The organism is Bacillus aerolatus (assembly GCF_009183655.1).
Classification (GTDB): domain Bacteria; phylum Bacillota; class Bacilli; order Bacillales; family Domibacillaceae; genus Pseudobacillus; species Pseudobacillus aerolatus.
In genome coordinates this window covers 592,430-616,285 of record NZ_WEIO01000001.1, presented here as the reverse complement: position 1 = coordinate 616,285, position 23,856 = coordinate 592,430, and the positions used below count along the sequence as shown (strand labels likewise).

The window sequence follows — 23,856 nt, the reverse complement described above, 5'->3', positions numbered from 1 at the left end:
GCCGTTTTCGATTGAACTCTATATAATAAAGACCAAAAGCATATTCTTAGCAATAAATAAACATTCCGTGTATGCTGTTGGAAGAATTCATATTGGGAGGCTTTCATATGGCACAATCATTATCAGGAAAAACAGCTATTATTACCGGCGCCGGCCGCGGGATCGGACGGGCAATTGCGATCGCGCTCGCAGCGGAAGGCGTTCATGTTGGTTTAATTGCCCGATCTGAAGAACACTTGCAAGCTGTAGCAAAAGAAGTGGAGGCTCAAGGCGTGAATGCTTCATTTGCCGCTGCAGACGTATCTAATCTAGACGATGTCAATCAGGCAGTTGATTCATTAACATCCGATCTTGGCAAAGTAGATATATTAATTAATAATGCCGGCATTGCCAAGTTCGGCGGCTTTCTCGAATTGGAACCGGACGAATGGAAAAAGATCATTGATGTAAACTTGATGGGCGTGTATCACATCACTCGTGCCGTCCTGCCGGGTATGATTGAGCAAAAGTCAGGCGATATTATCAATATTTCATCCACTGCCGGACAAAAAGGCGCACCAGCCACAAGCGCGTACAGTGCGTCGAAATTTGGCGTTCTCGGCTTAACAGAGTCGCTTGCACTTGAAGTGAGAAAGCACAACATTCGCGTCAGCGCGCTCACACCGAGCACAGTCGCTACTGATTTAGCTTTCGAAAACAACCTCACAGACGGCAATCCCGACAAAGTCATGCAGGCAGAGGATCTTGCTGAATTTATCGTCGCTCAATTAAAATTAAACAAACGGACGTTTATTAAATCAGCCGGTTTATGGTCAACGAATCCTTAAAACGTTAGAAGCCCGCAACAAAGTTGTAGGCTTCTTTTTAAATTCTTAACTATATTTTGCTATTTTGTCCGACTTAATCTGGCGAAGACATTCCGCCGGCTCCTGTTGAATTCTTATCCGGATGGGCAGGGATGGTTTTCTGCACTTTTTCCTCTGGCTTAGGTGTTTTCTGTTGGGCAGTTGAAGGAGTATTAGAAAGTTGTTCTTTACTGTCTTTCATTTTTTCGCCTCCTTTTATTCCCCCTTAGTTGTTTTTTCCCCGCTATATTATTTCTAAACCATGCAAGCCAATTATTTCCTTAAACGTTTTCTGCCACGTAAATGTATTATCTGCTTCGATAACCAAAGAAACTCTCCTCTTGCTATTCTCTTTTAAAAAAGAAAGCTTTTTTGAATGAATAATCACTCATTTGTTTTCATTTAATTAATTTTATTGCTTACGTAAGTTGTACCTTTTTATTCGCTAGTAACTCGAGCGCTTCTTGATACGAATCTCCCAGCTCTTCCACGATTTCCTGTACCGTCTGTATTTTTTTTACCGTGTTGATGCCTTGCCCGGCTGACCAAATGTTTTTCCACGCTTTAGGTGAGGTGTTGTTCATTTTCGAAAAGTCTACTTCATCCTTTTTCGTCAAGTTATCGGGATCGAGCCCTGCTTGTCTAATGCTCGGTTTAAGGTAGTTGGCATTCACTCCGCTGAAAGCGTCTGTATAAATAAGATCTTCCAAAGTAGATTCTATAATCATATCTTGATATTCTTTTTGGGCAAAACTTTCTTCCGCTGTAATAAATCTTGTTCCCATGTAAGCAAAATCGGCTCCGAGCGCTTGTGCTGCAAGAATATCTTTCCCATTTGAAATAGAACCTGATAGAATTGTAATTCCATCCCAAAACTCTTTCACTGCCCCCATAAAAGCAAACGGATTAATCGTTCCCGCATGTCCGCCGGCGCCGGTGCAAACAAGAACAAGACCGTCCACCCCTTTTTCAGCCGCTTTTTTCGCATGAAAAATAGTGATTACATCTGAAAATACTAAGCCTTCATATTCATGCACAATTTCTACAACAGGGCTCGGATCACCAAGAGAAGTAATCACAATTGGCGGCTCGTACTTTTTAATAAGCGCTAAGTCTTCATCGTATCGTTTATTTGACCGGTGAGCGATAAAATTCACTGCCCACGGAGCGACCGCCTGATCTGGATGTTGTTTTTTCGCTTCTGCCAATTCAACCGTTATCGTCTGCATCCATTCTTCGAGCACATCAACTGTACGGGCATTTAATAATGGAAAAGAACCGATCACCCCGTATTTGCAGCCTTCAATGACCATCTTCGGACTGGACACTAAAAACATAGGAGCCATAATGACCGGCAATATCACTTTTTCTTCAATTATTTTCATCATTTTTTCCGACATCTTTGTTCCTCCTTTTATAATAATACATAGTAAACTTCTTCAGTCATTGCATAAATTCCTTTTTCAATAAAAAAGCATCCACTAAAAAGTGAATGCCTTGGTGAATTAGTTGCTCTTCTCATATTGCAGCCAGTCAGATCCGTTAATTTGATTGGATACATCAATGACTTTATTTTTAACTCTTTCTGCTTCCGAGCCTTCAAGTCTCTTTGGCTGGTAATTATTTCGGTGAGTGACAGAAGAAATCGAGAACGGCACGACATTAATTTCTTTTTGATCTGTCAGCTTGCCATTTTTCAAATGGAATGTCTGCTGAAATACGTATGTGTCTTTATCACTCGGGTTTCTGTTTCCGCCGAACATAAAGTTTCCAAGGCTGTAGACGATGAACTTCCCCTTATATTCTTCTATCCCTTGTACGACGTGCGGATGATGGCCGAGAATCAAATCGGCTCCGCTGTCTACTGTGTAACGTGCCAGTGTCTTTTGTGATTCTCTCGGGACGTAGCTTCTTTCTGTCCCCCAATGATAGTGAACGAGGACGATTTCCGCTCCTTTTTCTTTTAACGTTTTGATGTCTTCCGCCACTTGCAGCCGGAGTTCAGGTGTATCATCCCAGCCTTCATAGCCGAGAGCTCCAACTTTCACTCCTTTCACTTCTGTCATGTATTTATTGTCATAACCAAAGTAGCCAATCTTTTGTTTCTTCAAATTGTTAATCGTATCATCGTATCCTTTTTGTAAGTAATCATAAATATGGTTGTTTGCCAAGTTGACAGCTTCGATCCCGCCAAGTTCTAAAACTTGGACGTAGGATGGATCACCTTTGAAGCGAAATTTTTTCACCGCTTTTTCAGTAGCTTCCGTTAATGTTGTTTCTAAATTAACTGTGGATAAATCATCGTTTTTAAAAATATCGTCAAGCTCAGCAACAAAATAAGGAAGACCATTTTTATTCGCTTCATCCGGAAAAGACCCGGCATATTGAAACGCTTCATCCGTTCCGAGTGTAAAATCTCCCGCTGCACTGATTTTGATCGTTGTTTCTTCAACAGGTGCTGCCGCTTCTTTTTTCTCTTGCGTCTTGGCTGCGAAGGCTTTTTCTTCTTTTGTCTGGCCGTTCTTCACTGTCTCGGCAGACTTCAAACTAAAATTGTAAATAGAAAGCCCTATTACAAGCATGCAAAGGACGAGAAGTGTCAGCTTAACAGATTTTTTTAACCGTTTGCCTTTTCTTCTTCCATTACGACTGTTTAGTTCATTATTCATTTTTATCCGTATAGCCCCTTTATGTCATTATTTTTCCATCTTCCATGAATATACTACAAAATCTGTTAAAAAACTATATCTTTCTCAATAGTTTCATAGAATGACAAAATAATATTTAGTTACAAAAGTCCTCCAACATTCTATTGAATTTGGAGGAAGCAACCTTTAAATATCGTTGTGACTTATGTATAGGGCACGTTTTTTAGGAAATAGTTTCTCCGATCTTTAATACCGCTAAGTGAATATTCGCTGAAGAAATTGAACGTTTTTTAAATGAAACGCTCGCTCCGCTTCAACAAGAAAGTGATCCTAACAATGAACTGGAACACACGCTGTATGTGTACATCGAATCCAATAAATCTGCTGCTGAAACCGCTGCCAAACTGCATATTCATATTAATACACTGTACAAACGGCTGAAAAAAATCGAAAAACTGTTGCAAATGAATTTTAACTGTCCGGAAGACAATTTAAAAATCCAATTGGCCTGTCATTTAAAAAAGAGCCTCGATTCATCACTACTTGCGTAAAACGAAGGCTTGTTCTTTTATGCTACACAAAAAAAGCTGCTTCCAGTGGGAGCAGCTTTTTTGTATTCACCTTCTATATTCCTTCTCGGCACCGCCCGCATAATCAATTTCCACTTCCACCGATTTTGCATCTGCCGGAACGTCAAATGCTTCTTCTACAGTTTTTAACACTTCATCATCAGGTGTACTTTCATTAAACACAAAAGAAGCAAATATTTCATCCAGTTCTTTCATTGCATCGTCGCCATTTAAACGTTTATTCTGATCCTTATTCATATACGACGCTTCTGTTCCATTTTTATCTTTTTCGTAGCTGACATCAATAGCGTCGTTCGTTCCTTCTAAGTCGACGTCAAGGTCAAAACTTGTAAACGTATAGCCGCCATTAGCTTCCTTTCCTTCTGCTGGAGCCTTTTCTGGCGGGTTTTTTACTTCTTCTTTATCCGCGCAGCCCGCGAGCGACAAAGCTAACACAAATGAGGCGACCGGAGTTATCCATTTCATGTTACCCACTCCTTCTCTTTAATGACTATTGTTTGTATACCCTCATTTGTGCTTTTATATTCACGTTGTTTTTTGCGCGCCTCCTGAAAAAGGAACTTTATACCCTTTAGCAACGATATCTCCTAATACAGCTTGCGGTGTGTCTGACTGGCAGCCGCAAGTTCCCCCTTGTCCTGTTGCCTGTACGTGTTGGACGCTCGCTTTTTCGATGCCTGCTCCGATTAAAATGCCTCTTTTCGCCGAATGTTCAATCACGACATTTTTAATATGGACATCATCCGCTTTTTGTTCCCCGCCAAACACTTTAATATCTACACCGGCTTTATTAAAATGCTTCATTTGAATATGGTTCAAGTGTACGTTCCTGGCTCTGTACTGGATGGCAATAACGGGTTGTTTTTCATAATCGTATTCACGATCGCCGATCACAGCAAAGTGATTGACAACGACGTTTTTATAAGCGGATACGACCAGCGCTCTCGGATGTGAATCGCGGTAAAGGTCCGTCCGTATCGGTGCGAGGGACACGATACGTGCAGCGGTAATATTGTATGCCGTCAGCGATTCCGCATCAGAAGCACTATGGTGGCCGATATGCCTGAAATTAAACGACCGGTTATCGTTCACTGATAAGTGGCCAATAATATGAACATTGGCTGCAGCAGATGAATTGTGGTGGGCTTTTATTTCCACACCGCCAAAACATCTCGCTGTTGAGTTGTTAAACAACCACACGTTTCGCGATCCATCGTCTACTTCAATGCCATTCGAATTGGAAAACCCTTCTTTATGGGCTTTTCCGCTTGGATCACACATATGCGAATGGGAAATAAAGATAAAATCACTGTGATGAGTCGTTATACCATCATCCCCAAAACCATATCCGTTTAGGCGGTCGAGCCAAATGTACTTACTGCCGCCCCGTGCTCTGTAGCCGTCGCCTGAGTAGCTGTACTTTGTGGAAGAAACATCAAAACAGTGCAATCCGGGGTTTATTGCTTGAACATCTTTCACCCAGCCATACGTCACGTTGGCGTAAGTGAGACAGCTTGAACGATTGCCCCCTGTGCTCGTTCTGGGCACATCCCCGAGCCGTTCCACATTCCAGTCGAGCGTCATTTTTTCTACGTAAAGGTGATGGTTCCCTTTCTTATGATCGGCATTCGTAATCAGCCAGCCGGCTTTCGGTGTCTTGTCGTGCAGCTTAAGCACCGTTCTGTCTTTTCCTTCTCCAGTTATGGAAGTGAAAGAAGGCAGCTTGATTTCTTTTACGAGATAAATTCCTTCTGGCACATATACATTCACTTTCCCTTTTCCAATGGCCCGGCGAAAAGCTTCCGTGCAGTCCGTTACCCCGTCTCCTACAGCACCAAATTGTTCTACGTTTACTTTTCTTGCCGTCTGTTTTTGCAAACTTAAGTATTCTTTGTCGAGTATTTTTTTCCACACCGGGTAAATAGAGCCCTGTTCATCCGTCCATGTTTCTGATGAATCCGTCTGTTTCGACCGTTCCGCAGGAAGTATAAGCCCGATGAGAAAAGAGGTGAGTTTTTGCCACAAGCTGCTTTGTTCACGCTGTTTAACGGACGGCGCACAATATAGATCTTTGCATTCAGCAAACATAGTGTGCGTTTCCTGAACAGCTTCTTTTATGGAAGCATTGCGATGAAAAAACTGAGAAATTAACTGATCGTTCTCTTCAGGATGATGCCTTTTGCTTAAGTGGATCATCTAGTACACCTGACCTTTCATTTATTTCTTTTCCTGTAATTGAATGTACCCTTATTTTTCAATTGAGAAGCTTTCTAAGCCCAAAATGAAAGAGATTAAAGAGGAAGAAAGAAGGGTATACAGTCGTTTGACAAGATTTAAATAAATTGGCTGATTATGTATGAGTAAAATCTTTCTTTTCTTTTCATTTTCTTGTCAATTAAGGGCATACATAAAGGAAACACATTAATTTTAATCTTTGCAAGGCTATTCTTATAAAAAGAAGGGGCAGGGAGATATGGGTACTATTTCAATCATCATACCAGCTTACAATGAAGAAGATAATATTCAACTGATTTATGAAAGCATAAAAAAAGAATTTACAAAGTTAGCTTATGATTTTGAAATTTGTTTTATTAATGATGCCAGTACAGATCACACGTTAGAAAAGATAAAACAACTGGCTGCCAAAACGCCGAAAGTCAAATTCGTTTCCTTCTCACGAAATTTCGGAAAAGAAGCCGCCTTGCTGGCCGGTTTGCAGCACGCGCACGGCCGAGCCGTTATTATTATGGATGCTGACTTGCAGCACCCTCCTTTTTTAATTCCTGAACTTCTGAGGGGATATGAAGAAGGATTTGATCAGGTGATTGCGCGACGAAACCGAAACGGTGAACGTACGATGAAAAAATTGCTTTCCTCCAGTTATTACCGGATCGTTAACAAAATTGTCGATGTGAAACTCGAAGACGGTGTCGGTGATTTTAGGCTGCTGAGTGAAAAAGCTGTTCGGGCCGTGTTATCATTAAACGAAGGACAGCGCTTTTCCAAAGGGTTGTTTTCCTGGATCGGCATGAGTCAAAAAATCATCGACTATGACAATGTTCTTAGGGAAAATGGGGAAACGAAATGGTCATTTTCAAAATTATTGAATTACGGATTTGACGGCCTAATTTCGTTTAACAATCGGCCGCTCAGAATTTGTTTTTACACGGGAGCGATGATTTTATGTTTGTCGATTATTTATAGTGCGGTTACGTTTATGCAAATTTTAAACAGCGGCATTGATGTTCCTGGATATTTTACGATTGTTACAGCGGTCCTTATTTTAGGCGGTATTCAACTCGTCAGCCTTGGCATCATTGGTGAATACATTGGACGGATTTATTACGAGACGAAAAAAAGGCCGCCTTATTTAATTCAAGAAACAAACTTTATGAACGGAGCGCAATATGAAAAGAACCAGCCAAGAATTTATCAGATTCGTCATAACCGGGGTAATCAATACCTTTAATTATTATGCGGTCTACTTACTGATGCACGTTTTATTTAATTTTCCCTACTTGCCATCCCATGTGATTGCATTTTTACTCAGTTTCGTCATTTCCTTTTTCTTGAACTCGTATTTCACCTTCAAAGTGAAGCCGACATTAGCAAAGTTTTTGAAGTTTCCATTATCACAAGCGGTTAATTTCATCGCTTCTTCTCTTTTTATGTATGTGTTCATTGAATTCTTTCACATTAGCAGCATGATCACGCCTATTCTGGCTGTTTTTATCGCCTTGCCGGCTACATTTATCGTGACTAGTAAAATTTTGAAAAAAGAGAGTGTCAGCACATGAATAGAAAATGGGTATTTTTTTTAATCATAAGCAGTCTGCTTTTATCAGCAGCTGCTCATTTCTATTTTATTCAGGAATGGTTCGAAGGAAGATTTATGATCGGTCCGAATGACGGTCTGTCGCAAATGATTCCATTTAAACAGTTTCTTTATGATCAATATAAAGAAGGAAATTTTTTCTACTCGTGGGCATTCGGCCTTGGCGGGGGATTTTACAGCCAGCTCGCTTATTATTTCTCTACTTCTGTCATCTTTCTAGCCACAGCGGGTGTTGTCTTCCTATTGGAAACGCTGCACTTAATTGATGCGCCCGATTTACTGTTTTGGGCGGATACAATATTGTTTGTCAGCATCATCAGGCTGTCTCTCATTATGATAGCTGCCACTTTTGCCTTTCGGTATATGGGCATTCGAACAGCCGCTGCTTTTACCGGAGCCGCTGTGTACGGTTTGTCCGTCATGTACTTCCGGCACGTCATTTTCTGGGAATTCTTCACGGATGCGATGCTTTGGCTGCCTCTGCTCGTATTAGGTACAGAAAAAGTAATTCGGGAAGGTAAAACGGGCTGGTTCATTGTTGCCTGGGCACTCATGTTCTTCAATAATTTTTATTTCGCTTATATCCATCTCATCTTTTTATTAATTTACATACTGTTTCGCTGGATCGTCCCGCTTTCGGAAAAAGAATGCACGAAATGGCAGCAACTCCGTCTGTTTTTTACGGCAGGAGTCATTAGCTTTTGTATAAGCGCCGTTTCCTTTATCCCGGCTGTATACGGCTTTCTGAATAATCACCGGCCTGCTTACGAAGCGGATATTCCAATCTTTCATGTCATGGATAATATTTTATATGCCAGCAAGTATATTATTTTACCCGCCATCCTGTTGTTGTTTTTATTCACAAAAACATTATACAAGGAACGTACATATAAGTTTTTTGCATGGCTCACTTTGTTTTTAATTGTACTGCACTTTAGTCCATTAGCGGCGAGTGCGTTTAATGGCTTTTCAGCCCCGCAATACCGCTGGGAATATTTGCTTTCCTTTACGGCTGGAGGCTGTATCGCAGCAGGACTGCAATCTTTGCATAAAGTACGAATAAAGCAGGTTCTTTTGCCTGCAATCGCAGCCTTTGGACTCTATTTTCTGATGGCACAAACCATGGCACGAATAATAGGACCGGTCCTTGCCCTTGAGTTTCAGAGACAGCTGGAGATAGTGTTTCAGTTGTTTCTATTATCTGCCTCTCTGCTCCTTCTTTACGTTTGGAGAAAGCATGTTTCTTTCTTGTTTTTATTGCAGCTTGGAATTGTCGCATCATGCCTCGTTGTCGTTAATGAGTATGAACAGCTCACGATATCAGAAAGATTTGGCATAGATAAAGCCTCTCGTGATTTTTTACATAGCCCCGCCTATAACGGAGCTGAGCAGCAACGCTTAATAAGAAAAATAAAAAATTCAGAGCGTGATCCATTCACACGGATCGATTGGATGATTGGCTTGAGGAATAACACACCGCTCGTGCAGAATTTTAACGGGACGAGTTTGTATTCAAGCATATTTAACGAGGAGCTGCTGTTTTTCTATTGGCGTGATTTACAAATAGATATGAGACGGGAAAGTGTGAGCCGCTATGCGACTTTAGGCAACCGGGCGAATTTACACAGCCTTCTCCAAACTGACTACTGGATGAGAAAAAAACAGCAGTCAGCAAATGCTCCTTATGGCTTTGAACTTTTTGCAGAATCGGCAAATTATGCTGTATATAAAAACACCCTTCCGCTTCCTTTTGTCAGAACAGCTCGGCACGTGTTTTATGAGGAAGATTTAAAAGGCAGCTCTACGCTGGACAAAGAACATGCGATGCTTTCAGGGGTTGTTTTAGAAAAGAAAAAGGGGCAAAGTCATGCACTTCAAAAAGAAAAGAACATCATCAACGAGTCAGTCATCCAAACAGAAAGCGCTGAATACAAAAATGGAAAATTAAAGGTGGCAGCAGACAACGGCGGTATTACTATAATTCCCCGCTCTCCTTCCGCAGGGACGAAAGATTACTATGTCCATTTTCATATAGAGAATGTGCACGGCGACGGCTTTGCATTAAAAGTAAATAAATATCGGACAACAAGAAAGCCGGCTTCTTCCATTTATAAAACAGGAATTCATACGGTTGTCATCCGTATCCCTAAAGAGAAAAAAATCGTGATCCGGCTGCCTAAAGGCACATACGAGCTGAAAGATTTGAAGCTGTATGAAGAAGATTACCACGAGCTTCATCAAGCGGCTTCAAAGAATGTTATACAGCCCAAATTAAATTGGGACAAAAATAAAATTTTAATCGATTATAAAAATGAGACAAATGAACAGTATATGGCTTTGCCTATTCCGTTTGAAAAAGGATGGAAACTAAAAATTAACGGCAAAACACAGCCAATTGAAAAAGCTAATTTTGCGTTTACCGGCTTTAAATTGCAACAAGGAGAGAATCATATTCAGCTCGTCTACCGTCCGCCTTTCTTTTCCTATTCTGTTTTCTTAACTGTCCTTGGCTTAATTGGAGCAGCTTGGCTGATCAGTAGATCGTCTGACAGAAAAAATGTTCTCTAAACTTTATATGTTTAAAGCAATGAGCTTGTTGGTAAAGATATAGGGAAGACAAAAACCAGGAGGAAGATAGAATGGTTACAACAAAAACAGTTGAAAATGCATTGCAGGCAAAAAGTGAAATTGAAGGATTACTCGCTCAAGGATATTCCCTCGACGATGTTTACATCCTTGCTCATGATGAACACCGATCAGAAGATGTCTCAGATGCTCTTCATACGAATGAAGTCGGCATGAAAGAACAAGGTGTACTTAACAGCATGGGCAACATGTTTAAATCGCGCGGCGATGAACTAAGAAGTAAAATGGAATCACTTGGGCTGTCCCAGCAGGAAGCAGAAACATATGAAAAAGAACTAGATAAAGGGAAATTAGTTCTTATTGCAAACAAACATTAAAAGTAAGACACAAAAAAAGCTGTCATAATAGGGCAAAGCCCCTTATGACAGCTTTTTTTTGACGTATTTGCGGCGGAAAACCGCCTGGCCACATCCAGACGTTCTGCTTTACAGCAAGCTTTCCGACTTACGCAAATTAGCTCATCGCTCAATTAATATACCACACATGTTCCATTGACAGCAATCTTTTTTTATTTTTTTAACTCACTGCTCATAAATGGTGTGTAATCCGGGTAAAGTTATAATAAAAAGACAGCAGGCAGCAAGTGGAAAAGGAGATTATCGTAAATGACAGACACACAAAAAACAAATGATGAATTATCTGAACGATTTGAAGCCGCTTTTAACCGCATTCACAACAAATTAAAAGCGATGGGGAAACAATCCGACGGTGATGCATTTGTCGAACTGCTTCACAATAGTGCGCGTAACCACGCGAGTATACGTGCCCATTTAGATGAATTAAAACAGTTTGCTAAATTAAGAAATGCCATTGTTCATCAGAAAACAGAAGCGTATTACTACATAGCCCAGCCTCATGAGAAAATTGTGGACCGCATTGAACAGATCGACAAAATTTTGTCCGAGCCCGCTGAAGCGATCTCTATCGCTTCTACACCCGTTTATACGGTAGAACCTGATACCCCGCTTTTAAAAGTGCTCGATATGATCCGCGACAACAAACTAGCAGAATACCCCATCTACGAAAAAGGCAAATGCCAAGGCTTACTGACGGGGAGAGAAATTTTAAAATGGATGGCGGACAACCAGGAGAATGGGAAAGTTGATATCGCTGATGTAACAGTTAAAGACATATTGCCGTCTAAAAATGACTATATCATCTCTTTTGTGAAAAGAGATGCGAATATATTTGATATTGAATATACGTTTGAAGAACATCAGTCCAACAATAAAAAACTGGAGGCTGTTCTCATCACACCAAATGGCGGTTCAGATGAGCTGCCGGTAGGTATTATTACTTCCTGGGATTTAACGAAAAATAATGACGTCATTTTAGAACCGTAAAAAAACAGGCAGAGTCTCTCCTGCCTGTTTCTTTGATTAATATTTTTTTGCACCTAAGTAGCGTTTAGACCAGTAAGACTCTTTCAAGGAACTGATGGTCACACCTTTTGAAGTGGAACTATGTATAAATTGATTGCCGCCCAAGTAAATTCCAGCATGAGACGCGCCTTTTTTATAAGTTTCAAAGAAGACAATATCGCCAACTGCCGGATTGCTCGTTTTAGATCCTTTTGCGTATATGCCAGCCACCGTTCTTGGCAATGAAACATTGGCACTGTTTTTATACACATAAGTTAAAAATCCACTGCAGTCAAACCCTGATGGTGTGGTTCCTCCCCACTTGTAAGGAACATTCATAAATTTCTTCGCATAACTGACGGTATTTGCTTTGCTATATGTATGACTGTTTTGTGCTGCAGAAGTATGTACGGCTGTTTTTCCTAATACCCTAAACGTATTCTTCCCCGCAATTCCGTCAGCTGTTAATCCATGTGCTTTTTGCAGCTTGATCACCGCTGATTTTGTGAGAGGACCGAAATGCATATCTACTGAAGATTTGTAATACCCTTTTGACTTTAGCGCTTGCTGCAGTTCTTTCACATCTTGGTGCTTCATCCCGCTCCTCAATGTTTGATCACCTAGAGCGGCCTCACTTACAATCGGGCCAGTAAATAGCGCACCCGAAATCGCCGCTGCCATAATCCACTTTTTCACTCTGTTTCCCCCTGCATTTCATATATTTGTTAATGTGATTGTATCATCTGAAAATTTCTGAACTATTTTAATTACATTACAAATATATTAAATTTTCGAGGTTATTCTATACATTTAGTTTATTATTTTCCTTATTTGACATATTCACATATTCAAAAATAGTCATTTTAACCGCCGATTCGAGTATTGGGAGTACCGTTTCTAAAGCTTCTGCCATGTTTACTTAAAAAAAAGCATATCAACATGTCAGCTTTTTTCGAGGTGAATGTCTTTCGTAAAACCGCACTTTTCACACAAAAATCTTTTTGATTCTTAATAATGAGTATACAATTTATAAAATAAAATAAGAATACCATTAACTTTCACAGTTCTCCAAATGCAAATTTATAATTAGACCAGCCGGTCCCAGGAAAAGTTTTATGCCCTGGCGGCAGCGGGTATCATTATATTGCTGACACTATTGCTTTTATTGAATACTATCTGTAATTCAAAAGAAATATTAAAGGAGGTTCATGATGACGAAAACGCCGGAGAATAAACAGACTATAACGAAAAGACGAGTAAATGTGTTAAGCAGTAGTGGAAAAGATATTGTTTATAAAACAAAAGAGTTAAATTTATGGTACGGGGATAATCAGGCCTTGAAGAACATCAATCTGGATATCATTGAAAATGAAGTGACTGCAATCATAGGCCCTTCAGGTTGCGGAAAATCTACTTATATCAAGACATTGAACAGAATGGTAGAGCTTATACCGGTTGTTAGAACTGATGGTGAGATTTTATACAGAGGGAAAAACATCTTCGATAAATCTTACACGGTTGAAGAGCTGCGGACCAAAGTGGGGATGGTGTTCCAAAAGCCTAATCCGTTTCCCAAATCGATCTATGAGAATGTCGTGTATGGGCCAAGAATCCATGGGATCCGCGATAAAAAAATCCTGGATCAAATCGTCGAAAAAAGCTTGAGGAGTGCCGCGCTTTGGGACGAGGTAAAAGATCGCCTTCACCAAAACGCTTTCGGCTTGTCAGGCGGACAGCAGCAGCGACTTTGCATCGCCCGGTGCATGGCGATTGAACCGGATGTTATTTTGATGGATGAACCTACTTCTGCGTTAGATCCGATTTCAACGTTAAAAATAGAAGAACTGATGCAGGAATTGAAAAGAAGTTATAGTATTATTATCGTAACGTATAATATGCAGCAGGCCGCCCGGATTTCGGATATGACTGCTTTTTTCCTAAATGGGGAAGTGGCAGAATTCGCGAAAACAACAAAAATGTTTTCAAAACCCGATGATAAGAGAACAGAAGATTATATAACAGGCCGGTTTGGATAATCTTAGGGACCAGTGTGTATATTGATTTCATTTTCGGGAAGGGAGCTTAAAACATGTCCATCCGTAAGAATTTTGATGAAGAATTACAAAAGCTTCAAGGTAGATTAATGGAATTAGGTGACTTCACCGATAACGCACTTACACGATCACTGGAAGCCTTGGAAACGCAAAACGTTGATTTAGCATTAGAAATAATGGATGACGACACAAAGGCTGATATTATGGAAGAAGAAATTAACGATGTCTCGATTTGGCTTATTGCCAAAGAGCAGCCCGTTGCCAAGGATCTGCGCAAAATCATCGGAGCCATCAAGATCGCAACAGATGTGGAGAGAATTGCGGATTTTGCTGTAAACATCGCAAAATCGACGATTCGAATCGGCACCGAGCCTCATGGCCAGTTTCTTGCTGGCATTAAGCAGATGCATAGCATTTTGCTGGAGATGCTGACATTGTCTTTAGAAGCCTTTAACGAAGAAGATATAGAAAAGGCCAAGAAGGTAGCTGAAATGGATGATGAGGTAGATGACTTATATGGCCAAACGATAAGAAGCTTCCTTTCCATGAATCAAAGCAACCCGGAGCTTCTGCCGCAAGTAACCCAGCTTTGTTTTGTTTGCCGTTTCTTAGAAAGAGCGGCTGACCATTGTACCAATATTGCAGAAAACGTTTATTACCTTGTGAAAGGCAGAAGGTATGATCTAAACAGTTAATAAAAGGCTCTTTTCTAAGAGATTGTTGCTTTTAAAACGAAAACTGTTAAAGGTTGATTGGAGCGGAAATCAACCACACCGCACTACTTGGTAAATAGCAACAAAGTTTGCGAAAACAGCCTAATAAAAAGACTTTCTATCTCTAATAAGTTCTCTACAAGAGTCATTTTCAAGAACGTCAACTACCATCACATCCGTTTTAATAAATAAAAGGTAAAGTAAAAAGACACTAATTTTTAATAAAATCGTGTCTTTTTTAGCGTTATAATGTGTTTTGTTTGTTGTACATATTCCACGAACGGCTCCCAAGTGACGAATATTAAATCTAACATTCACATAAAATGATTAGAACTTCATTTTGGACAAGTTGGACAAGCGAGGAGGATTGCAATGAATAATAAGTTCATTTTTTTTCTATTGCCTGCTCTTTTCATCATTCTTATTGTGGCATCAAGCTTCGATTTTTCCTCCCGCAAGTTTGTAGAGGAAAAAAACTCGATATTATTTTCTGAACAGGATAGTACGCTCGCAATAGCTGAATCAAAGGAACAAAAAGAGACATACCAATTTAAAAACTTTGAACTGGAAGAGAAAATAGTAGGTATTGAGGAAGCGGATGGTTACATTATAGAAACTTATCGTGAATATGAAGTCTACAAAGACAAACAAGGAAACGTAAAGGAAAAGGTCCCTACTTCAAACTATAGCTACATCCGTTATCAAAAATACTAATTTTATCTTATCAAGGGAATCACATCTACCTAGTCATCACTTTTTTTAAAAAAGTAATGATGATTCCGCATAAAATGGCCACACCTAAAAAAAGAAGGGATTAAAAATAAAGGGTTAATGATCATTCCACCAAACGCTACACTTCCTGTGCATTTTTTGGGGATTCTTTCTAAAAAGCAAAAAGACGTCTCTGCTGTCGGAGTAACTTATATTAGCTTTATTGTTCGGTAAAGAAAGTGCTTTTTTTCTTCCTTTTTTCCAATAACGGATGAACCTTCTTTTCAAAATTTTTTATTCCAATGTACACATCCGAAAGACCAACTATTAGAGTGATGGGTATGATACTCACTCCTGTAACTCTCAGGAAGAAAATAGGCAAAACCCATAGGAAGTATGTCCGTTTCACATTTTTCCCACATCTCATATATTATTTTAGATTTAGGTTATTTTCGTAAATATTGTTGTTTTCAAATAAATTTGTTTATTTTATACCAATTAATTTTGAGGTGGTTCAAGTGACTGAAAAGGTAATAGAAATTTTTGATATAAATAAAGGTAAAGTTATAATGAATGTTCAATTAAATACTGATTTACAACAAGAAGTAAAGAAATTTCTTAAAGGGATAACAGGCATATACGTTAAATTCAAACCAATTCCGGATACAGGATTTATGATAAGAATTCCTTTAGAACCTAATATTATGATGAAATATCAATCGTTTAATGCCCTTGTAGATGAAGTAATAATCATATTTTCCGGTCAAGAAAATCCATATTTAATGGTTTTTGACAATGAAAACAGACCGTATTTCTATAGATTTGAAGGCGATACAGACAAATTCTTGGCATTATTAAACTTCAAACCTTGAATTCCCCCAGTTACTCACTTCGTTCGTTGAACGTGGGGATTCCTGCGTACAGAACTCTAACGAATTCTAATTAAGCAAGATTTGATAAAAAGACGAACCTGCGAAGCTGCAGCCCGCCATTATTCCACCATCCTGCTTGTTTCCGAATCAAACCGGCTCATGGAACAGTGTTTTTGCGCCTGCTGTGCGTTTATAATGGCCTCTGTATTTTTTGGCGGGCATGAAATAAACGCCTCTGTGTTTGTTTCTTTTTCAATGAAATTGAATATGACAAACTAACTGAAAAAGCAAACGAGCAAGAGCTTCCACGTTCAAAAAACGGCATTACCTTAACAGCAGAAAAGGAACCATATACAACATCCACTGATACACTCACCGTTCTTATTTAAAATGACAGCAACACTGAATTCATTACGGGTGTACACATTTTCCTAGAGAAGAAGATTGATAGCACGTGGTATGAATTCCCCCATAAGGCCAATATGTTTACAGAAGAAGGAAGGCTCCATCGTCCGGGTGAATCATCTTCACTTAGTCTCTCGGTTAGTGAATTGAAATATGAGCTTACCCCTGGTGAATACCGGGCTACTATTTCTGGTCTTGCTGCTCCTTTTGAAATTACCGGGAAATAAAAAAGAGCCCTCTATATTGGAGATGCTTATTCATTCAGATTCCGGCTGCCTTATCAAAAACAGCCCCATTCCTTAGTTATCAAGGGCTGGGGCTTACTTTATATAAATATTATTTTTGAATAAGTTCTCTTTCTACAGACAAAACTTCTTTATTCTTATCCAGAAAAAAGAGTTCGTTCATCGCACTTCCTTCAACTAGCAGAAATGAATACCACAGCTTAACTTGTTTAAGCTCGGGGTCATTTAACTCCTCCTCTAAATGAAAAACTTTCGTTGCATTTTGGTCTTGCAGCTTCATATTGAACTCACTAGGCACCAGATATTCAACCCGCTCATTTTTTATCAGACCAAACGTTAAGCCTTCTGTTTTCGGTGCATGTGCATAGGGAATTTCTCTTTCTTCATTTATATCATATACGTTTAAAGCAGTTGGGTGAATCTCAAAATCTTTATACCAGCCAAACGGATAAAAAACATAACTGGAAGCGACGGACACACGCCCATCCTCCTCAATAAGAAAAGTTAATGTATTATCAGGCAGCGTGAGGATATGTCCATCTGTCTTTTTCTCCAACTCCTCCATTGCTCCTTCGGCGGTATGATGATAGTTCAGTATATAATAAACAACCGTTCTCAAAATCAACATGGCTATACTAGCTGCTAGCCAATAGAGTGCTTTTATCACAAAAAAGCCCCCTCCATATATTCCAGTATCTTAACGTTTCTTAACAAACGACTTCCTTTTGTATCACCAAAACAAAGCAGAAATGGATAAATTCAGTCTAATATTCGAACAAAAGCTGCTTTGTTAGAAGCAGGTGCCATTTATAAAGATTTCTCAATAAATATTTTAAAAATCAATTATCTTTTTTGCAAGCTATCTAATTTTTCTTCAATCCTTTTCAGCCGTTCATTTCGTTTCTTTGTAGAGCGTAAAAAAAGGATGATAAGAATAATAAAAGCTATTGGTATAAGCATTGCAAATTGTATCGCGACGGTCAGGAGAACTAGCTTAACACCTTTTATATATTTATTTTAGCGTTTTCTTTATTTGGCACATTAGCACTTTCAAAAGTAGCCATTTCAGCTGTCATTTTTACCGCTGATTCGAGTATCGGGAAAGCGACAGCCGCTCCGCTTCCTTCTCCAAGGCGCATGCCTAACTGCAGAATAGGCGATTTTTCTAAATGATTAATGGCCGCCGTATGCCCCGGTTCGGCTGAATGATGGGAAACAATCATATAATCGGATGACACGGGAGCCAGTAACTGAGCTATACAGGCAGAAACGGTGCAAATGAAACCATCAAGTAAAATCGGTATTCTTCTTTCTGCCGCTGCTAACATCGCTCCGGCCATCGCGGCCATTTCAAGCCCACCTACTTTCGATAAAATATCGATCGCATCTTGTGGATTTGGCTGTCTGTTATTGACTGCCCGTTTAACGGTTTCTATTTTTCTTTCATGCTGCTCTTTTGAAATGCCGGTTCCCCGGCCGACCATTTCCGCTGGGTCAGTGTCAGTTAAACAAGTTAAAACAGCGCTGCTCGATGTAGTGTTGCCAATTCCTACTTCTCCAACGATCAGACACTTGATTCCATCGTCAATCAAGCTTTTTGCTTCTTCATAGCCGATGGCAATGGCTTGAACAGCTTCTGCCTTCGTCATCGCTTCTTCCGTTAAAAAGTTCGCTGTGCCTTTTCTAATTTTTTTATGTATGACTCCTTCTTCAACGACTTCTGAAGCAACTCCTACATCTACTAGTTTAAACTTTGCACCGATCTGCCGGCTGAATACATTAATAGCTGCCCCTCCATTTACCATGTTCGCAACCATTTGCGCTGTTACTTCCTGCGGAAAAGCAGAAACTCCTTCTTGCGTGATTCCATGGTCAGCTGCGAATACAATAACGCCCGGGGGTGACACTTCCGGAAATGGCTCACCCGTCATTTCCGCTAATTCAATCGCAAGGGACTCGAGTTTTCCTAGACTGCCAACAGGTTTTGTTAATGTATTAATATAATTTGATACTTGCTTGCCCATTTCTTTATTTAATGATGGAACCTTAAACTTTATCATGATAGACTCCCCTTTTTTATATTGTTACTGCTTACCACAACGGCTCTTCCTTATTGCTTAATTTCAAATAAAACGGAAATAAAAATGAAAAAATAAAAAGACTGATCCATTCGATGAAGAAAATAGTCCCGATCGAAACGTCAAATAAAGAAAGAGGAAACCATGCGATCAGCGGACATACAGCAAGGAGAGACATTCTTCTTCTTTCACTTTCTTTTTCGTTTCATCCGGAATAGCCGCTCCTTGTAAGATTCCCGCAGCACCATAATCATCCCCCCATTTGGCAAACTCCTTGCATGTCATATAAGCTGTATTTGTATAACTTGATTTTCCATGTCTCATCAAGATGATTTCCATTTCTTAAGCTCTCCTGTTCATGTGGTCAATCAGAAAATTTCCCGGAAAATAATTTTATTTTCGAATTTTTTGTGAACAATCGTTATCAAAACTCTGTTTCTCATCATTCATTCATTCATTCATTCATTCATCCATTAGAGAGCTATTTCAACAAAGCTTTCTATGTATTTATTTTCCTATAATGGATGGGTCATATCAATGAAAAGAGAACAAAACGAGTGGTATTTATTGTATTTACCAGAGCCTCTTTTCCCTACAATCAATATATGCTTATGTTTAAGCTCTTCCATGAAGGGAATAAAAAACTATCAACCTTTTAAATCTTTTACTTGGAGGTTTTATTATGAAAGACAGCGGGATGGCAGACAAACTTAAAGGCATGGGTAACAAAGTGATGGGCGAGGCGAAAGAAGCTTGGGGTAATATGACAAATAATGATCGCACGAAAGCTGAAGGAAAAGCCGATCAATTAAAAGGCAAATTCCAGGATGCGGTCGGCAAGGCAAAAAATAAGCTGAATGATAGATAACGAAAACCATTTCCATTTCACATGAGCTGCTGGCAAAACTGGCAGCTTTTTCATATGCATAAGTCACTAAACGGGATTTTTTAAAGTTTTGATTTATAATAAAAGAGATGACAATAAGGAGGGATTTTTATGGCGACTTGGGAACAATTAGATTTCGTACGAACAGCAACAGTAAACACACTTGAAAAAATTGATGAAAACAAATGGGACAAACAGCCAGAAGGCTTTTCCAACACAATCAAATGGAATGCTGGACATATTTACGTATCGTTGGAGTCATTCTTGAAAGCAGCTGATTCAGAATTTCAAACAAATGTAGAAGAGTATGCCCCGTTTTTCGGCATGGGAACGAAGCCTTCCGAATGGCCAGATAATGCGCCTTCGAAAGAACAAATTATTCAGCTGCTTACTGATCAAAAAACAAGAGTTCAACAGCATTTCAAAGACCGTCTATCCGATCAGCCAGCGAATGAAATTAAAATCGGCCCGCTGTCACTAAATACGATCAATGACGTAATTAATTTTTCTCTCTTTCACGAAGGGCTGCACTTAGGAGTCATTCAAGCGCAATTGAAGATATTGTAACAAGTAAAGTGCCCCAACAAACTGCTGTTGGGGCACTTTTTCTGTCAACTTATCATTAATCCACTTTTTTAGACATGCTCTGTTGTCTTTCTTGCCTTTCCTGTTCAGCAATGATTTCATTGTCTTCCGCGTTATCTCTCGTCACTTTTTGCGTTAAGATCGCCCCGACTGCCACCAAAATCATGACGGCAATGTAATATCCTTTTTCATTGAGCTGCAAACTATCAGCATTATAAAGACCAATACTAAATAAAAATACGCCGGCAAAAAATGTGAAATAGGCCAGTACTGTGAAGGCGGTAGTGTTTCTCCGTCTGTACTTTTGCATGCTTATGACCCCCTAAAAAATGAGTGCATGATTATATATATATTTCCCAATCTTCAAAAAAGAAGGTGCACTCTCTTTATAATATCAAGTTCCTTTTTAAATTGGTACCTTTTCACATAATAAACAGTATTTTACTCCTATAAAAAACGCATGTCTTCTAATGAGGAAACATGCGCTTCGTGAACTTCTTACTATTTTTATTTATTATCTTTCATAGCTAATCTATTTTGTTACACATATAGAACCTTATTTAATCAATGAATGCTCGTTTAGCATTTCATAAGAATGATTATCAAACCAATTGATTTTTTCTCTAAGCTGAACAACATCTCCAACAAGTACAATGGCCGGATTTGTGATTTGATGTTCTTTCGCTTTTTGTTCTATAGTCGAAAGCTCTCCGGTAATCGTGCGTTGCTGTGCTGTCGTTCCCCATTCGATAATGGCTGCTGGAGTGGAAGGTTTTTTGCCGTGGCGGATCAGTTGATCACATATATGATTTAAATTGCCGACACCCATATAAAAAGCGATCGTATCAATACCTTGAGCGAGCGCCTGCCAATTAATGTGGTCCTCACCTTTTTGTTCCCGGCCATGAGCAGTGACGATAGCAAAGCTTGATGCATGATCACGGTGGGTGACTGGAATCCCCGCATAGGCAGGTGCAGCAATCCCTGCAGTAATACCTGGGATAATTTCAAACGCGATATTTTTTTTAGCTAATTCTTCAGCTTCTTCCCCACCCCGGCCAAACACGCACGGGTCTCCGCCTTTTAAACGGGTAACTATCAACCCTTGTTCTGCTTTTTCTACTAAAAGCCGGTTGATTTGTTCTTGAATGAGTGCATGCCTGCCTGGAAGCTTGCCGCAAAAAATAAGTTCAGCGCCTTGTTTTGCATATGTAAGTAATTCTTTATTAACGAGCCGATCATAGGCAATCACATCTGCTTGTTGAATGCACTCCATTCCCTTAACTGTAATTAGCTTAGGGTCTCCCGGACCTGCGCCAACTAAAAATACTTTTCCTTTCGTCATCTTTTTTCCCTCCAATCTCTTAATGTATTTGTAAACAGCCGCTTTCTTTCGCTTTCAGAGACGGCTCTCACTTTTTCTTCAAATGTAGAACTAGCAAGCTCTCTTAAAATCTTTTGCCTTGCAGAGGGATCGGAAAACGATTGTTTAACGACAGCCCGGCACTCGTCCAAAAACTCTAAATAAGATACATACTGGTCATCAAACTGCTGCTGTAAATCCCGAACAATGTTTTTGCTTAAACTCGGACTGGCGCCGCTCGTGCTCACTGCCATACAAAGTTTGCCCCGCTTGAATGAAGCGGGAACGATAAAGGTGCTGCCTTCCGGGTCATCCACAATATTGACGAGCTGATGCGGGGAAGCAGTTTGTTTAATGCGTTCATTTACCGCCCGATCATTTGTTGCTGCAATAATGATAAAAGCATCGGCCAGATCAGCCGGTGAAAACTTTTTTTGGATCCACTTTACTTGATGACGGCAAAGCAGCTCGTTCATTGGCTTTGAAATGTCCGGGCTGACCACTTCGACAACGGCCGAAGCTTCTATTAACGACGCTGTTTTTCTCGCCGCAACAGGGCCTCCTCCGATAACTACTGCTTTTTTTCCTGCAAGATTAAGCATCGCCGGATAAAGCATAATGTTCATTCCTCTTTAATCGTTGTTTTGCTCGATAGTCTTCACAAGCTTGAACGAAACGGCCAGCCATCTCTGGTGAAGAAGCAAAATGAACATGTGAGTAACCGGCCACTACATTTTCTATTAGACAGCCTTCTTGTTTCGTTCCCCTTCTCCCTGCAGACTGCCAGGCAGCCGGAAATGACTCATCTGTACTGAACGAAGAATAATGAAATTCATGTCCGCGCGCTTTTTCTCCGGCAGGTAAAAGAAAGTTGGGCTGCAATCCCGTTAATTCGCGGTAGCCGAGAGCCGCCAGCTTTTTCTGCATGGTCACTTTACCGGAAATGACCCCAGTCATCGGGTAAATGTGGCCTTCTGTATCTTCAATCGAATTTGTTAAATACATAAAGCCGCCGCATTCAGCAAATGTCGGCATGCCATTTGTAATGGCTTCTCGGATAGAGGATTTTGCTCCAGTATTCTCAGCCAGCCTCGCTGCAAATTCTTCGGGGAAACCGCCGCCGATATATAATCCGTCTGCCTCTTTTGGGATGGATTCGTTTGAAAGCGGCGAAAAAAATAACAGCTCGGCGCCGTTTGCTTCTAGCAGCTCCAAATTTTCCTTGTAGTAAAAGTTAAATGCCGCATCTTTTGCGACAGCTATTTTCACTGTTGCGGCTTTTTTCTGTTTAAAAATGGAGTGCTCACTTTTTTCTACGATAGGTGCTTCGGCCATATTCCAAATGGCTTCTAAATCTAAAGTAGCGGAAACGAGATCGCCGAGCTGATGAAAAAAGCCAGCCAGCTCTCCTCTTTCCACGGACGGCACGAGGCCGAGGTGGCGTTCAGGGATGGCAATCGCTGATTCTTTCTTTAAATATCCGACAACCGGGATTCTGCATTCTTGCTCAATGGCCGCTTTGACGATATGATAGTGACTTTCACTGCCGACTCTGTTTGCTATGACGCCCACAATTTTGCCGGAAGGGTCCATTGCTTGAAACCCTTTTACGATCGCTGCCGCACTTCTTGCCATGCTTGCACAGTTGACGACTAACAAAACCGGACAATGGAGGAGTGTACTTAAGTCTGCTGAGCTACCGTCATTTTTCAACGGGTCTTTGCCATCGAAATAGCCCATCACGCCTTCTAAAATGGATAGATCAGCTTCCTCTGCTCCTCGTGCATAAATGTCTTTGACGATCTGCCTGTCCATCATCCAGCTGTCCAGGTTGCGGGATGGCCTGCCAGTGACAGCTGTATGGTACGCCGGATCAATATAATCTGGTCCGCACTTAAAGCCTTGTACAGAGCGGCCACGTGCAGTGAACGCCGCCATTAAGCCGAGCGTCACCGTTGTTTTGCCTGCTCCGCTGCCTGTGCCGGCAATCATAATTCTTCTTTGGCTCATTTTTCCCCC

26 protein-coding genes and 1 pseudogene are annotated in these 23,856 nt (G+C 40.3%); 14 read left to right on the top strand and 13 right to left on the bottom strand.

What is annotated here, in order from left to right:
- Nucleotides 1-107: 107 nt before the first annotated feature.
- Entirely contained in the window at nucleotides 108-827 is a 720-nt protein-coding gene (locus F9802_RS03335; RefSeq protein WP_152149679.1) for a 3-ketoacyl-ACP reductase, read from the top strand.
- A gap of 73 nt (nucleotides 828-900) precedes the next feature.
- Here the strand turns inward: F9802_RS03335 and F9802_RS19525 are convergent, their stop codons facing one another.
- The 3 genes from F9802_RS19525 to F9802_RS03325 all read right to left on the bottom strand — a co-directional run bounded on the left by F9802_RS19525 (nucleotide 901) and on the right by F9802_RS03325 (nucleotide 3,427).
- Nucleotides 901-1,047: a hypothetical protein gene (locus tag F9802_RS19525; protein ID WP_191991742.1), complete on the bottom strand. Its 147-nt coding sequence runs from the start codon at nucleotides 1,045-1,047 to the stop codon at nucleotides 901-903.
- 217 nt (nucleotides 1,048-1,264) lie between these two features.
- On the bottom strand, nucleotides 1,265-2,245 hold the full coding sequence (locus F9802_RS03330; protein ID WP_152149678.1) for an NAD(P)H-dependent flavin oxidoreductase: 981 nt from the start codon (nucleotides 2,243-2,245) through the stop codon (nucleotides 1,265-1,267).
- Nucleotides 2,246-2,350: 105 nt separating this feature from the next.
- The gene (locus F9802_RS03325; protein WP_152149791.1) at nucleotides 2,351-3,427 is read right to left on the bottom strand and encodes a CapA family protein; all 1,077 of its coding nucleotides are present in this window, start codon (nucleotides 3,425-3,427) and stop codon (nucleotides 2,351-2,353) included.
- Between the two features lie 329 nt (nucleotides 3,428-3,756).
- Here F9802_RS03325 and F9802_RS20190 point away from each other — a divergent pair, with 329 nt between their 5' ends.
- Nucleotides 3,757-4,044, top strand: a complete 288-nt coding sequence (locus F9802_RS20190) for a PucR family transcriptional regulator (RefSeq protein WP_152149790.1) — start codon at nucleotides 3,757-3,759, stop codon at nucleotides 4,042-4,044.
- Between the two features lie 66 nt (nucleotides 4,045-4,110).
- Here F9802_RS20190 and F9802_RS03315 read toward each other — a convergent pair whose 3' ends face one another.
- Nucleotides 4,111-4,548 carry a YusW family protein gene (locus F9802_RS03315; RefSeq protein WP_152149677.1) on the bottom strand — a complete coding sequence of 146 codons (438 nt, stop codon included), beginning with the start codon at nucleotides 4,546-4,548 and terminating at the stop codon, nucleotides 4,111-4,113.
- 60 nt (nucleotides 4,549-4,608) lie between these two features.
- Entirely contained in the window at nucleotides 4,609-6,279 is a 1,671-nt protein-coding gene (locus F9802_RS03310) for a glycosyl hydrolase family 28-related protein (RefSeq protein WP_152149676.1), read from the bottom strand.
- Nucleotides 6,280-6,556: 277 nt separating this feature from the next.
- On the opposite strand from F9802_RS03310, the gene F9802_RS03305 reads away from it, so the two are divergent.
- From F9802_RS03305 to F9802_RS03285, 5 genes are all read left to right on the top strand, one after another.
- Nucleotides 6,557-7,552, top strand: coding sequence for a glycosyltransferase family 2 protein (locus F9802_RS03305; RefSeq protein WP_152149675.1), 996 nt, complete (start codon nucleotides 6,557-6,559; stop codon nucleotides 7,550-7,552).
- Nucleotides 7,491-7,880 (top strand): GtrA family protein, encoded by a 390-nt coding sequence (locus F9802_RS03300; protein WP_152149674.1) that lies wholly within the window; start codon nucleotides 7,491-7,493, stop codon nucleotides 7,878-7,880. The genes F9802_RS03305 and F9802_RS03300 overlap by 62 nt, the downstream gene beginning before the upstream one ends.
- Nucleotides 7,877-10,486, top strand: coding sequence for a YfhO family protein (locus F9802_RS03295; protein WP_152149673.1), 2,610 nt, complete (start codon nucleotides 7,877-7,879; stop codon nucleotides 10,484-10,486). The genes F9802_RS03300 and F9802_RS03295 overlap by 4 nt, the downstream gene beginning before the upstream one ends.
- Nucleotides 10,487-10,557: 71 nt before the next feature.
- On the top strand, nucleotides 10,558-10,881 hold the full coding sequence (locus F9802_RS03290) for a general stress protein (RefSeq protein ID WP_152149672.1): 324 nt from the start codon (nucleotides 10,558-10,560) through the stop codon (nucleotides 10,879-10,881).
- A gap of 288 nt (nucleotides 10,882-11,169) precedes the next feature.
- Complete coding sequence (locus F9802_RS03285; protein WP_152149671.1) at nucleotides 11,170-11,907, top strand: CBS domain-containing protein; 738 nt, start codon at nucleotides 11,170-11,172, stop codon at nucleotides 11,905-11,907.
- 36 nt (nucleotides 11,908-11,943) lie between these two features.
- Here the strand turns inward: F9802_RS03285 and F9802_RS03280 are convergent, their stop codons facing one another.
- The gene (locus tag F9802_RS03280) at nucleotides 11,944-12,621 is read right to left on the bottom strand and encodes a C40 family peptidase (RefSeq protein ID WP_152149670.1); all 678 of its coding nucleotides are present in this window, start codon (nucleotides 12,619-12,621) and stop codon (nucleotides 11,944-11,946) included.
- Nucleotides 12,622-13,136: 515 nt separating this feature from the next.
- Between F9802_RS03280 and pstB the strand changes: the two genes are divergently transcribed.
- The 5 genes and pseudogenes from pstB to F9802_RS20130 form a co-directional block, all read left to right on the top strand.
- Nucleotides 13,137-13,961: a phosphate ABC transporter ATP-binding protein PstB gene (gene pstB, locus F9802_RS03275; RefSeq protein ID WP_152149669.1), complete on the top strand. Its 825-nt coding sequence runs from the start codon at nucleotides 13,137-13,139 to the stop codon at nucleotides 13,959-13,961.
- A gap of 53 nt (nucleotides 13,962-14,014) precedes the next feature.
- Nucleotides 14,015-14,674, top strand: coding sequence for a phosphate signaling complex protein PhoU (gene phoU / locus F9802_RS03270; RefSeq protein WP_152149668.1), 660 nt, complete (start codon nucleotides 14,015-14,017; stop codon nucleotides 14,672-14,674).
- A 390-nt stretch (nucleotides 14,675-15,064) separates the two neighbouring features.
- Nucleotides 15,065-15,406 carry a hypothetical protein gene (locus tag F9802_RS03265; RefSeq protein WP_152149667.1) on the top strand — a complete coding sequence of 114 codons (342 nt, stop codon included), beginning with the start codon at nucleotides 15,065-15,067 and terminating at the stop codon, nucleotides 15,404-15,406.
- A gap of 515 nt (nucleotides 15,407-15,921) precedes the next feature.
- On the top strand, nucleotides 15,922-16,275 hold the full coding sequence (locus F9802_RS03260) for a hypothetical protein (RefSeq protein WP_152149666.1): 354 nt from the start codon (nucleotides 15,922-15,924) through the stop codon (nucleotides 16,273-16,275).
- Between the two features lie 401 nt (nucleotides 16,276-16,676).
- A pseudogene (locus tag F9802_RS20130) lies at nucleotides 16,677-16,907 on the top strand (immunoglobulin-like domain-containing protein); the annotation flags it as partial.
- 109 nt (nucleotides 16,908-17,016) lie between these two features.
- Here the strand turns inward: F9802_RS20130 and F9802_RS03255 are convergent.
- The 3 genes from F9802_RS03255 to F9802_RS03245 form a co-directional block, all read right to left on the bottom strand.
- A complete protein-coding gene (locus tag F9802_RS03255) occupies nucleotides 17,017-17,592 on the bottom strand; it encodes a hypothetical protein (RefSeq protein ID WP_152149665.1) in 576 nt (191 codons plus the stop codon).
- Between the two features lie 337 nt (nucleotides 17,593-17,929).
- Entirely contained in the window at nucleotides 17,930-18,985 is a 1,056-nt protein-coding gene (cobT, locus tag F9802_RS03250; RefSeq protein WP_191991739.1) for a nicotinate-nucleotide--dimethylbenzimidazole phosphoribosyltransferase, read from the bottom strand.
- 168 nt (nucleotides 18,986-19,153) lie between these two features.
- Nucleotides 19,154-19,342, bottom strand: coding sequence for a hypothetical protein (locus F9802_RS03245; RefSeq protein WP_152149664.1), 189 nt, complete (start codon nucleotides 19,340-19,342; stop codon nucleotides 19,154-19,156).
- A gap of 343 nt (nucleotides 19,343-19,685) precedes the next feature.
- Here F9802_RS03245 and F9802_RS03240 point away from each other — a divergent pair, with 343 nt between their 5' ends.
- Both F9802_RS03240 and F9802_RS03235 read left to right on the top strand, forming a co-directional pair.
- Complete coding sequence (locus F9802_RS03240) at nucleotides 19,686-19,871, top strand: CsbD family protein (RefSeq protein ID WP_152149663.1); 186 nt, start codon at nucleotides 19,686-19,688, stop codon at nucleotides 19,869-19,871.
- A 129-nt stretch (nucleotides 19,872-20,000) separates the two neighbouring features.
- On the top strand, nucleotides 20,001-20,456 hold the full coding sequence (locus tag F9802_RS03235; protein ID WP_152149662.1) for a DinB family protein: 456 nt from the start codon (nucleotides 20,001-20,003) through the stop codon (nucleotides 20,454-20,456).
- Between the two features lie 55 nt (nucleotides 20,457-20,511).
- Here the strand turns inward: F9802_RS03235 and F9802_RS03230 are convergent, their stop codons facing one another.
- From F9802_RS03230 to F9802_RS03215, 4 genes are all read right to left on the bottom strand, one after another.
- On the bottom strand, nucleotides 20,512-20,784 hold the full coding sequence (locus tag F9802_RS03230) for a YiaA/YiaB family inner membrane protein (RefSeq protein WP_152149661.1): 273 nt from the start codon (nucleotides 20,782-20,784) through the stop codon (nucleotides 20,512-20,514).
- Between the two features lie 246 nt (nucleotides 20,785-21,030).
- Nucleotides 21,031-21,819: a uroporphyrinogen-III C-methyltransferase gene (gene cobA, locus F9802_RS03225; protein WP_152149660.1), complete on the bottom strand. Its 789-nt coding sequence runs from the start codon at nucleotides 21,817-21,819 to the stop codon at nucleotides 21,031-21,033.
- Nucleotides 21,816-22,463, bottom strand: coding sequence for a precorrin-2 dehydrogenase/sirohydrochlorin ferrochelatase family protein (locus F9802_RS03220; RefSeq protein WP_152149659.1), 648 nt, complete (start codon nucleotides 22,461-22,463; stop codon nucleotides 21,816-21,818). Before F9802_RS03220 ends, cobA begins: the two co-directional genes overlap by 4 nt.
- Nucleotides 22,432-23,847: a cobyrinate a,c-diamide synthase gene (locus tag F9802_RS03215; protein WP_152149658.1), complete on the bottom strand. Its 1,416-nt coding sequence runs from the start codon at nucleotides 23,845-23,847 to the stop codon at nucleotides 22,432-22,434. Before F9802_RS03215 ends, F9802_RS03220 begins: the two co-directional genes overlap by 32 nt.
- Nucleotides 23,848-23,856: the final 9 nt, after the last annotated feature.

Excerpts from the sequence above, each read along its gene's own strand:
- F9802_RS03335 (WP_152149679.1), top strand. The coding sequence starts at position 108 with ATGGCACAATCATTATCAGGAAAAACAGCTATTATTACCGGCGCCGGC.
- F9802_RS19525 (WP_191991742.1), bottom strand. The coding sequence starts at position 1,047 with ATGAAAGACAGTAAAGAACAACTTTCTAATACTCCTTCAACTGCCCAA.
- F9802_RS03330 (WP_152149678.1), bottom strand. The coding sequence starts at position 2,245 with ATGTCGGAAAAAATGATGAAAATAATTGAAGAAAAAGTGATATTGCCG.
- F9802_RS03325 (WP_152149791.1), bottom strand. The coding sequence starts at position 3,427 with ATGCTTGTAATAGGGCTTTCTATTTACAATTTTAGTTTGAAGTCTGCC.
- F9802_RS03315 (WP_152149677.1), bottom strand. The coding sequence starts at position 4,548 with ATGAAATGGATAACTCCGGTCGCCTCATTTGTGTTAGCTTTGTCGCTC.
- F9802_RS03310 (WP_152149676.1), bottom strand. The coding sequence starts at position 6,279 with ATGATCCACTTAAGCAAAAGGCATCATCCTGAAGAGAACGATCAGTTA.
- F9802_RS03305 (WP_152149675.1), top strand. The coding sequence starts at position 6,557 with ATGGGTACTATTTCAATCATCATACCAGCTTACAATGAAGAAGATAAT.
- F9802_RS03300 (WP_152149674.1), top strand. The coding sequence starts at position 7,491 with ATGAAAAGAACCAGCCAAGAATTTATCAGATTCGTCATAACCGGGGTA.
- F9802_RS03295 (WP_152149673.1), top strand. The coding sequence starts at position 7,877 with ATGAATAGAAAATGGGTATTTTTTTTAATCATAAGCAGTCTGCTTTTA.
- F9802_RS03290 (WP_152149672.1), top strand. The coding sequence starts at position 10,558 with ATGGTTACAACAAAAACAGTTGAAAATGCATTGCAGGCAAAAAGTGAA.
- F9802_RS03285 (WP_152149671.1), top strand. The coding sequence starts at position 11,170 with ATGACAGACACACAAAAAACAAATGATGAATTATCTGAACGATTTGAA.
- pstB (WP_152149669.1), top strand. The coding sequence starts at position 13,137 with ATGACGAAAACGCCGGAGAATAAACAGACTATAACGAAAAGACGAGTA.
- phoU (WP_152149668.1), top strand. The coding sequence starts at position 14,015 with ATGTCCATCCGTAAGAATTTTGATGAAGAATTACAAAAGCTTCAAGGT.
- F9802_RS03265 (WP_152149667.1), top strand. The coding sequence starts at position 15,065 with ATGAATAATAAGTTCATTTTTTTTCTATTGCCTGCTCTTTTCATCATT.
- cobT (WP_191991739.1), bottom strand. The coding sequence starts at position 18,985 with ATGATAAAGTTTAAGGTTCCATCATTAAATAAAGAAATGGGCAAGCAA.
- F9802_RS03245 (WP_152149664.1), bottom strand. The coding sequence starts at position 19,342 with ATGGAAATCATCTTGATGAGACATGGAAAATCAAGTTATACAAATACA.
- F9802_RS03240 (WP_152149663.1), top strand. The coding sequence starts at position 19,686 with ATGAAAGACAGCGGGATGGCAGACAAACTTAAAGGCATGGGTAACAAA.
- F9802_RS03235 (WP_152149662.1), top strand. The coding sequence starts at position 20,001 with ATGGCGACTTGGGAACAATTAGATTTCGTACGAACAGCAACAGTAAAC.
- F9802_RS03230 (WP_152149661.1), bottom strand. The coding sequence starts at position 20,784 with ATGCAAAAGTACAGACGGAGAAACACTACCGCCTTCACAGTACTGGCC.
- cobA (WP_152149660.1), bottom strand. The coding sequence starts at position 21,819 with ATGACGAAAGGAAAAGTATTTTTAGTTGGCGCAGGTCCGGGAGACCCT.
- F9802_RS03220 (WP_152149659.1), bottom strand. The coding sequence starts at position 22,463 with ATGAACATTATGCTTTATCCGGCGATGCTTAATCTTGCAGGAAAAAAA.
- F9802_RS03215 (WP_152149658.1), bottom strand. The coding sequence starts at position 23,847 with ATGAGCCAAAGAAGAATTATGATTGCCGGCACAGGCAGCGGAGCAGGC.